This is a genomic window from Longimicrobium sp., from assembly GCF_036280135.1.
Classification (GTDB): Bacteria; Gemmatimonadota; Gemmatimonadetes; order Longimicrobiales; family Longimicrobiaceae; genus Longimicrobium.
Window position 1 is genome coordinate 1 of the sequence record NZ_DASURI010000532.1, and the last position, 7970, is coordinate 7970.

3 protein-coding genes are annotated in these 7970 nt (G+C 72.6%); 1 reads left to right on the top strand and 2 read right to left on the bottom strand.

The genetic code is table 11. The features are described from left to right. The coding region (locus tag VFZ20_RS17115; protein ID WP_329685132.1) for a response regulator at positions 1-726 on the bottom strand (726 nt) is incomplete at its 3' end. Between the two features lie 314 nt (positions 727-1040). After that, positions 1041-4784: a PAS domain S-box protein gene (locus tag VFZ20_RS17120; protein WP_329685133.1), complete on the bottom strand. Its 3744-nt coding sequence runs from the start codon at positions 4782-4784 to the stop codon at positions 1041-1043. A 535-nt stretch (positions 4785-5319) separates the two neighbouring features. Between VFZ20_RS17120 and VFZ20_RS17125 the strand changes: the two genes are divergently transcribed. Then, positions 5320-7970, top strand: a 2651-nt coding sequence (locus VFZ20_RS17125) for a PAS domain S-box protein (RefSeq protein ID WP_329685134.1), incomplete at its 3' end; no start/stop codon positions are given.

The following is a 7970-nucleotide window of genomic DNA, read 5'->3' on the forward strand; positions in this document are numbered from 1 at the left end:
GACATCGGCCAGGAGCACGGGCTCGCCGGCGGCGTAGAGGGTGGTGAGCGGGTGGGCCCGGTCCGCGCGGCGGGGCGCGTCGGCGCGGATCATCCCCTCCTTGGCGGCGTCCACGTGCGCGGCGCCGGCCTGGTGGTACGCGCCGTCGCCGTCCAGCACGTCCACGATGCAGAGATCGGCCAGCTCGGGCACGGCCAGGCGGGCCAGCTGGGCCAGCGTGGTGCTGGTGTCGAACGAGGACGAGAGCACGCGGCTGGCCTCGGCCAAAAAGGCGGCGCGGCGCTGCGACTGCTCGGCGGCCTCGCGGGCCTCGCGCTGCCGGGAGTACAGCACGCGCGTCTCCAGCAGGTTGCGCACGCGCAGCAGCACCTCGAGCACGTCGAACGGCTTGGTGAGAAAGTCGCGCGCGCCGCCGGCCAGGGCCCGCTCGCGGGCGGTGGGGTTCACGTCGGCCGTGAGGACCAGGACGGGCACGTAGTCCTCCTCGTTGTCGCGGGCGGCCAGCTCGCGCAGGACGGTGAAGCCGTCCTTGTGGGGCATGTGCAGGTCCAGCAGCACCAGGTCCGGCCGGTGCTCATCCATCATCGCGAGCACCTTGCGGGGGTCCGTGGTGCGCGGCAGGGCGTCGTAGCCCTCGGCGCGAAGAAAGCCTTCCAGGAGGTCCAGGTTGGCTTCCTCGTCGTCCACCAGTAGGATGGTGCGGGAGGTGAGCAGGGCGTCGTTCATGGTGGGATCCAGCCTCTCGCGTGGTGGTTCGTGCGGTGTCCGCGCCTCGGACGAGTGAATGATGCTCATTCTCCCTTCGCGCCACATGGTGCGGTTGACCCATGCCGCATGGAAACGTTTCCAGCGCGGGGAAAGAAAACAGATTGTTCTCACGCAGAGCCGCAGAGGACGCAGAGTACTTCAACGGCGCTGTTGCAGTACTCTGCGCCTCTGCGGCTCTGCGTGAGATGCAGTAAAACTTTCCAAAACGCGAAGGAGGCGCGGGGAGAAGAAATCTCCTCGCGCCTCCTCTTTTCTCTGCGTGACCGTGAAGATCAGGCGTGCACGGGCAGCAGGCGGTCGATGGTGGACAGGAACTCGTCCACGTCGATGGGCTTGGTGAGGTACGCGTCCGCGCCCTCCGCCCGCAGCCGGTCGATGGTGCGCGGCGTGGCGTCCGCGCTGATCATCACCACGGGAATGCGGGCCGTGCGCGGATCGCACCGCAGGCGGCGCAGCACCTCGTCGCCCTGCATGTCGGGCAGGTGCAGGTCCAGCAGCACGAGGTCCGGCAGGTGCTCGCACGCCAGGTCCGCGCCCAGCCGGCCTTGCAGGGCGGGGATCGTCCGCCACCCCGGCCGCGACGCCAGGATGCTTTCCACCAGGCTCAGGTTGGCCAGGTTGTCCTCCACGTACAGCAGCGTCACGGGCTCCGGCGCGGGCGCGTCGGCATCCATCGCCGTGCCGTGCGACGCGGGGCGCAGCACCAGGCCATCCAAGGGGTCCGCCGCGGGGCGCAGCTCCACCGTGAAGGCGCTGCCCTCCGGCCCGCTCTCCTCCAGCCGCAGGGCGCCGCCCATGGCCTCCACCAGCCGGCGGCTCAGGGCCAGCCCCAGCCCCGTCCCCTCCACGCCCGTGTACTCCGCCCCCAGCCGCGCGAACGGGACGAACAGCTCGCCCTGCTTCTCGGGCGCGATCCCCCGCCCCGTGTCCGACACCCGCAGCCGCACGCGCGGGTCGCCGCCCTCCTCCTCGATCGCCTCCCACGACAGGCGCACGGCCCCGCCCCGGTGGTTGTACTTGACCGCGTTGGACAGGAGGTTCAGCAGCACCTGCACCAGCCGCTGCCGGTCCGCGCGGACAAAGACGGCGTCGCCGGGGCCGTCCATGGCCACGAGCGAGACGGCGGCCTGCGCGGCCAGCGGGCGGCTGAGGATGAGCGCCTCCTGGAGGACGGCGTTCAGGCGGACGGGCTCCAGCGAGAGCTGCTGGCGGCCGGACTCGATCCGCGCGATGTCCAGCACCTCGTTGATCAACCGCAGCAGGTGCCGGCCCGCCGTGAGGATGTGCTGCACGCCGCGCTGCTGCTCCACGGGCAGGTGCGCGCGCTCCAGCAGCTGCGCGAAGCCCAGAATGGAGTTCATGGGTGTGCGCAGCTCGTGGCTCATCCGCGACAGGAACTCGCTCTTGGCGCGGTTGGCCGCCTCGGCCTCGGCCGTGGCGCTGCGCAGGGCCTCCTCGGCCAGGCGGCGCTCCGTGACGTCGCGGATGTTGGCCACGATGCCCTCCTCGGGCCCGTCGGGCGACATCGTCTGCCCGAACGCCTCCAGGTAGCGCCAGGTCCCGTCGTGGTGCCGGAACCGGTACTCCACGTGGCCGATCATCCCCGGCGCGCCAAAGACGCGCGCCAGCTCGTCCGCCACCAGCCGCTGGTCGTCGGGGTGAATGAAGCCAAAGGCGCTGCGCCCCACCAGCGCCTCGGGCGGGTAGCCCAGCAGCCGCAGCGACGACGGGCTCATGTACGTCATCGTCCCCGCCGTGTCGACGATGGCGATGTTGTCCTGCGCGTTCTCGATGAGCCGGCGAAAGTGGCGCTCGCTGCGGCGCAGGGCGTCCTCGGCCTCCTGCGCCTCGGTGATGTCGCGCGTGTTGAACACCAGCCCCCCCTCGGCCGATTCCGGCAGCAGCGTGCGGCCGAACGTCTCCAGCGTGCGCCATCCGCCGTCCGCGTGCCGGCAGCGGTACACGGCGCGGTGCGTGGTGCCCGGCGCGGCCACGGCCTCGGCCAGGGTGGCCAGCCCCTCGGGCAGGTCGTCGGGGTGCACCAGGTCGAAGACGCTCCGCTCGGCCAGGTCGCCGGGGGCGTAGCCCAGGATGCGCTCCATGGACGGGCTCTGGTAGCGCACCTCGCCCGTCTCCGGGTCCAGGATGACGATGATGTCGTGGCCGTTCTCGATGAGCGCGCGGTACCGCTCCTCGCTCTCGCGCAGGGCCTGCTCGGCCAGGCGGCGGGCCGTGACGTCGCGGGTGTTGATGACGATGCCTTCGGCCGGGTCGTCCGTGAGCGTCTTGCCCACGGCCTCCACGATGCGCCACTCGCCGTTGGCGTGCCGGTAGCGGAACTCCGAGCTCCCCGTGCAGCCGGGGTTGGCGATGACCGCGGCCAGGGCCTGCGCCACGATCGGGTGGTCGTCCGGGTGCACCCGCGTCCACGCGCTGGCGCCGGCGCCCTCCGCCACCGTGTAGCCGAACATGCGCTCGATGGCCTCGCTCTCGTACCGGATGCCGCCGTCCGGGCCAATGATGCTCACCATGTCCGACGCGTGCTCGATGAGCCGGCGAAAGTGCTCCTCGCGGGCCCGCAGGGCCTGCTCGGCCTCCACGCGCTCCGTGATGTCGCGCGCCACGGCGATGACGGCGTCCTGCCCGAAGTAGGTGGAGCGGGCCAGGGACAGGTCCTTGGGAAAGACCGACCCGTCCTTGCGGCGGCCCCACCACTCGCACCGCTGCGGCTCGCCGGCCACGGCGCGGGCGAACCGCTCCACGGTGGCCTGCAGGTCCACCTCGGGGGCGGCCAGGATCTCCGGCGTGCGCCCCAGCAGCTCCTCGCGGGTGTAGCCGTACGTGCGCAGGACCGCCTCGTTCACGTTCAGAAAGCGGCCCTCCAGGTCCTGGATGTAGACCAGCTCCGTGAGGTTGTCAAAGAGCCCGCGGTAGCTTTCCTCGCTCTCCCGCACGGCGGCCTGCGCCTGGCGGCTGTCCGTGACGTCGCGGACGATGGCGGCCAGCTCGCCGGGCATGAGGGGGACGATGCGGGCCTCGTAGGCGCGCTCCTCGCCCTCGCCCGTGTCGCCGGGGACGGGGAGGGTGTACTCCATCGACACCACCTGCCCCGTGCGCCGCACCTCTGCCCGGGCCGCGTCGAAGCGCCGGCCCACGTCGGGGGGCATCACGTCCTGCAGGCGGTGGTCGAGAAAGACCTCGGGGTCCACGTACAGCCCGTTGTACGAGCCGGCGCGGTAGCTCAGGATGGTCCCGTCGTCCGCCAGGCGAAAGTACAGGTCCGGCAGGGCGCTGAAGATGACCTCCAGCTCGCGCGTGCGGTGCAGCAGCTCCTCGCGGGCGGCGCGGTGCTGCTGGACCTCGGCCTCCAGGGCGTCGTTGGCGTGGGCCAGCTCGCGGGTGCGCTCGTCCACGCGCTGCTCCCACCCCTCGCTGGCGCGCAGCGCGTCGGCCATGCGGACGCGGAGGAGCGCGGGCGCGGCCACGGACGCGAGGGCCTCGAGGAAGGTGGCCTCGTCGGCGTCGAAGTCCGTTTCGCGGGTGAGGACGATGACGCCCAGCGTGTCGTCGCCGGCCCGGACGGGGGCGGAGAGCACGGCGGGCGCGGCGGCGCGGGCGGGGACGTTCTGCGGCAGGCCGGCGCGGATGGCGCTCCAGCCCGTCTGGTCGTCGCCCGAGGCCAGGGCGGGAAAAGCCGCGTGGTAGCGCAGGGCGTCGGCCGCGCGGTCGTAGGTGGCAAAGCGAAAGCCGTCGCACGGGAGCACGGCGGGGGAGCAGGCGCGGCGCAGGGCCGCGGTCAGCTCCGCCGGGGAGCAAGCCCCCGCCGCGCCGCGGGCGGCGTCCGCGATCGCCGAAAGGCGCGCGGCGCCGGCCTCGTGGCCGCGATCTATGTCGAAAGCCGGGTCCGACGGCGGGGCCGGCGGTCCGGCGGGGATGGGGAACGGGTCCGCGGCGCCGTTCCCGCGCGCCGCGCCGGCATCGAGGCCGGGATCTATGGAAAACGCCGGGGGCTGCACGTGGTGCTTCGCAGTTCCGGCGGCTGACGGGGAAGAAGACGGACCGCGCATGGCGGATCTCCGTTGGGGTTCCATCCGAGAGCCCCTGCGCGGCTCGTTGGACCAATCTGCCGGGGCGTCCCGTTTCCGGCATGGTACATTTGACCCATGTGACCCGACACGGCCCGAGACCAACTGATTTCTCACGCAGAGCCGCAGAGGCGCAGAGGAACTGCAACTGCTTTTTTCACGCAGAGGGAGCAGGGGCAGCAGAGTACCCCAGCCTTGCGCGCGGCCGAAGTACTCCGCGGCTCCGCGGCTCCGCGGCTCCGCGGCTCCGCGGCTCTGCGGCTCCGCGGCTCTGCGGCTCTGCGGCTCTGCGGCTCTGCGGCTCTGCGTGAGAAAATCAGTGGTCTTTTCTGCTGCCTCTGCTCCCTCCGCGTGAGAAAAATCTTTGTCCGTGATCTTGTTCCATGCGTAAGGCGTTGCTACGTTTATGCGCGGACCGCCTCCCTCCCGCGGACCGCGCAGTCCCCCTGCCCGCGAGCTTGAACCGATGGACCCGCTTTCCCCAGCAGCCCCCACCGCCCAAACGCCCGTCGCCGTGCCCGTGTCCGGCAGCGACGACGCGCTGGCCGCCGCCCTGGAGGCGCTGGAGGCCGAACGCGCCGCGCGCGCCCGCGCCCAGGCCGCCCTGGCCGACCGCGAGCGCCGCCTGGACGAGGTGGAGCGCCTGGCCTCGCTGGGCAGCTGGGAGCAGTCGCTGGGCACGGACCTGCCCGCGCAGCCCATCCGCTGGAGCGCCGAGCAGCTGCGCATCCACGGCCTGGACGAGCACGCCGCCCCCACCACCTACGCCGACTTCCTGGACTGCGTCCACCCCGACGACCGCGACGCCGTCTCCGACGCCACCCAGGCGGCCCTGCGCACGGGCGACGTGGCCTCCGTGGCCTACCGCGTGGTCCGCGCCGGGGGCCAGGTGCGCTGGCTGTACGCCCAGGCCCGGCGCATCGACGACGCCGACGGCGGGCCGGGACGCCTGGTGGGCACGGCGCGGGACGTCACCGAGCACCACCTGGCCGTGGCCGCCCTCCTGGAGCGCGAGCGCACCCTGGACGAGGTGGAGACGCTGGCCGGGCTGGGCACCTGGGAGTGGAACCTGCCCACCGACACCGTCCGCTGGTCGCCGGAGCAGCGCCGCATCCACGGCCTGTCCGAGGGCGGCGCGCGCACCTTCGGCGAGTTCCTGGACCACGTGCACCCCGACGACCAGGCCACCGTCGTCGCCGAGTGCGACCGGCTCATCGCCACGGGCACGCCCTTCAACTTTCCCTACCGCGTCGTTCGCCCCGACGGCTCCCTGCGCGAGCTGCAGACCCAGGGCAAGCTGCTCCCGGATCCCGCCGGGCAGGGGCTGCGGATGGTGGGCATCTCCCAGGACGTCACGGAGCGCAACGAGGCCGACCGCGCCCTGCGCGCGTCCGAGGCACGCTTCCGCGACCTCTTCGAGCAGTTTCCCCACAGCGTAAAGGTGTACGCCCGCGACGGCAGCGTCGTGCGCGTGAACGCGGCGTACGAGCGGCTGTGGGGGCTCTCGCTGGAGCAGGTGCGGCGCTACAACCCCCTGCGCGACGTGGACGCGCCCGAGATCAGCGCCCTCGTGCGCCGGGCGTTCGCGGGCGAGACGGTCATCCTCCCCGCCGTCCTCTTCCATCCCGCCGACATCGTCCCCGGGGCCGTGGCGCCAGAGGGGATGGAGTGGCCGCGCTGGGTGCAGGCCTCGTACTTCCCCATCCGCGGCGCGGACGGCGAGGTGCAGGAGGTGGTGGTCGTGCACCAGGACGTCACGGAGCAGCGCGCGGCCGAGGAGGCCATGCGCCGCTCCGAGGAGAGCTACCGCGCCATCTTCGAGAGCTCCAGCGACGCCATCTTCGTCACGGACGCCCAGACGGGGAGCGTGCTGGACGCCAACCCCCGCGCCTGCGAGATGTGCGACTGCTCGCTGGACGAGCTCAAGCAGGACGCCGCGTCCGTCATCTGGAACGGGCCCCCGCCGTACACCCTGGAGCGGGCCCGCGAGCTCAACCAGCGCGCCCTGGACGGCGAGGCGCAGCGCTTCGAGTGGATGTCCGTGCACCCCCGCACGGGCGCGCCCATCTGGGGCGAGGTGAGCCTGCAGCGCGTCAGCCTGGCGGGGCAGGTGCGCGTGCTGGCCCTCGTCCGCGACATCGGCGAGCGCAAGGCGGCCGAGCAGGCCCTGCGCGCGTCCGAGGAGAGCTACCGCACCATCTTCGAGCTGTCCAACGACCCCATCTACGTCCACGACGTGGAGACGGGCGCCATCCTGGACGCCAACCGCCGCGCCTGCGAGGCCGCCGGGATGACGCTGGACGAGCTGCGCCGGCGGGGGATGGACATGATCACGGGCGGCCCCGCGCCGTACACGGCCGAGGCGGCGCGGGAGTACATGCGCCGTGCCTCCCGGGGCGAGCCCCAGCAGTACGAATGGCAGACGGGGCTGGGCGGGGCGGGACAGGCGTGGAGCGAGGTGCGGCTGGACCGCGTGAACATCGGGGGCACGGACCGGCTGCTGGCCACGGCCCGCGACATCACCGAGCGCAAGCTGGCCGAGCAGGCCCTGCGCGACCGCGAGGAAAGCTACCGCACCATCTTTGACTGCGCGGGCGCGGGGATCTGGCTGCACGACCTGGACACGGGCGCGTTCCTGGACGTGAACCAGACGGCGTGCGAGATGTACGGCTATTCCGTGGAGGAGCAAAAGGCGCTGGGCACGGCCGGGCTGAGCTGGGGCGAGCCGCCCTTTACCCCCGAGCAGGCCCTGGAGCACGTGCGCCGCGCCGTCACCGGCCAGCCGCAGCGCTTCCAGTGGCTGGGCCGCCACAAGGACGGACGCCCGGTGTGGGCGGAGATCACCCTGCGCCGCGTCACCATCGGCGGCGAGGACCGGCTGCTGGCCACGGCCCGCGAGACCAGCGAGTGGAAGGCGGCCGAGGAGGCCCTGCGCCGCGCCAACGAGGAGCTGGAGCAGCGCGTGCGCGAGCGCACGACGGAGCTGGCCGAGGCCAACGAGGCCCTGGAGGAGGAGGTGGCCGAGCACGAGGCCGCCCAGGAAGCCCTGCTGGAGCGCACGCAGGAGCTGGAGGGCGTCTTCCAGGCGCTCCCCGACCTCTACTTTCGCCTGGAGGC